Origin of the sequence: Acinetobacter sp. V2 (assembly GCF_001188385.1) — a bacterium.
In the GTDB taxonomy this organism is placed as follows: domain Bacteria; phylum Pseudomonadota; class Gammaproteobacteria; order Pseudomonadales; family Moraxellaceae; genus Acinetobacter; species Acinetobacter oleivorans.
Genome location: NZ_JZFB01000001.1, coordinates 1377943 through 1380052 on the forward strand (window position 1 = coordinate 1377943; position 2110 = coordinate 1380052).

Sequence of the window (2110 nt, forward strand, 5' to 3'; positions counted from 1 at the left end):
GCCATTTCCAGACTCGATCTCCCACTTGCAGAAATTCAAAGGCTTCAAGCCAATGTAGCGATTGGCTATGCCGTGACTTACATTTTCGGATCATTGGGAGCGATTATTGTCTGTGTGAATATCTTACCTAAATTTATGGGTAAAGAAATTCACGACGATGCATTAAAAGCTCAAAGTGAACGACTCAAAGGTGCTTTTGAATTAGCCCCAGGTCAAGAATTGGCAATGCCGGAAATTGTTGGCCGTATTTATAAAGTTAAGCAAGCCAATGGGCAAACTATTGCGGAAATTGAAGCAAAAGAGCCGAGTATTACGATTGAACGTTTAAAACGTAAAGATCAGTTTATTGATGTCGCTCCTGAGCTGACTTTACAAACTGACGATGTCGTCTTGCTGGTTGGTCGCCGTGCCAATGTAGTTTCAGTTGCCGAGCAAATTGGGAGCGAATTACAGTCATCGCAAGGTATGGAAATGATTATGGATACCAGCGATGTCATCCTAAGAAACTCCAAATATCTCAACCGTACCTTAGGAGATATTAAGACTAATACTCCTGCTTATTTGAAGCATGGTATTTATGTACTTGCGATTAAACGTAAGGATGAGCCACAACCGTTAAGTGATGACACCGTTTTACGCCAAGGTGATGTGGTCACAGTCTACGGTACAAAAAGTGACCTCGATCGTTTAGTGAAAGAAGCTGGTAAAGCCTTACCTGAAAGCTTAAAAACGGACTGGATTTTCCATGGTGCAGGTCTTGTGGTCGGTTTAGTGATTGGTCTTTTTGTGATTCGTTTAGGTGATGTGCCCTTAACTCTTGGTGCGGGTGGCGGAGCCTTACTATCAGGTCTGCTCTTTGGTTGGATTCGAAGCAGAAATCAGGTGCATGGCAATATGCCTCTAGCGGCTTCGCAGCTTCTTAAAGATTTGGGACTTGCGGGTTTCGTTGCTGCCGTCGGCTTACAATCAGGTTTACAAGCCATTCAAACTATTAAAGAAAGTGGCCTTTCACTCTTTATGATTGGGGTGGTCGTAACACTGGTTCCTCTCCTACTTTCCATGCTCTTTGCTCGTTATGTTCTGCGTTATAACAACGTTGCAGTTATGGCAGGTGCACTATCTGGTTCACGCAGTGCAAACCCTGCATTTGGGGCAATCTTAGATAAAGCAGGAAACTCAATTCCGACTGTTCCATTCGCAATCACCTATGCCCTAGCAAATGTGTTCTTGACCTTACTCGGACCACTAATCGTAGGCTTGGCCTAACTTTATACATTGAATTAGAAATTTTATTCATCTCACTATAATTAAGGAGACGTCCCATGGGGAAAGTCGATTATTCTAAATATGCAAAACTCAGCCCATTTGAACTTAAAGATAATTTAATAGAATTAGCTCAAAGCAGAACTGACCGAATGATGTTAAATGCTGGGCGTGGTAATCCGAACTTTCTTGCGACTATCCCTCGTCGCGCATTCTTTCAATTGGGTCTATTTTCGGCGACCGAATCCGAGTTTTCGTTTTCATATATGCCAGAAGGTCTAGGTGGCTTCCCACGCCCTGTTGGACTCCAGTCACGTTTTGATAACTTCATTTTGGAAAACCGCGACAAACCCGGTGTGGTCTTTTTAGGTAAAGCCGTGTCTTATGTTCGTGACCAGTTAGGCTTAGACCCAGATCTTTTTTTACTTGAAATGGTTGAAGGAATTTTAGGCTGTAACTACCCTGTGCCGGACCGAATGCTCAGAGTCAGTGAAACGATTATTAAAGAGTACGTCTTAAAAGAAATGGGCGTACAAGGCATGCAGAAAAGAGACTTAGATTTGTTCGCTGTTGAAGGCGGAACAGCCGCAATGGCCTATATTTTTAACTCATTAAAAGAAAATAAAATTATTAAAAACGGCGACCGTATTGCCATTGGTAGCCCAATTTTCACGCCATATCTTGAGATTCCAAAACTTAATGACTATCAGCTTGAAGAGGTACTCATTGAGGCAGACCCTAATCTCGGTTGGCAATATCCAGAATCGGAGCTTAGAAAGTTAGAAGATCCATCTATTAAAGCGTTCTTTTTAGTCAACCCAAGTAACCCCCCATCTGTAAAAATGAG

At 42.5% G+C, this 2110-nt stretch carries 2 protein-coding genes; both read left to right on the forward strand.

From position 1 onward, the window contains the following. On the forward strand, positions 1-1266 hold a 1266-nt coding region (locus tag UC75_RS06330; RefSeq protein WP_228137132.1), incomplete at its 5' end, for a TrkA C-terminal domain-containing protein. Between the two features lie 56 nt (positions 1267-1322). Further along, positions 1323-2110, forward strand: a 788-nt coding sequence (locus UC75_RS20425; protein WP_228137133.1) for a bifunctional aspartate transaminase/aspartate 4-decarboxylase, incomplete at its 3' end; no start/stop codon positions are given.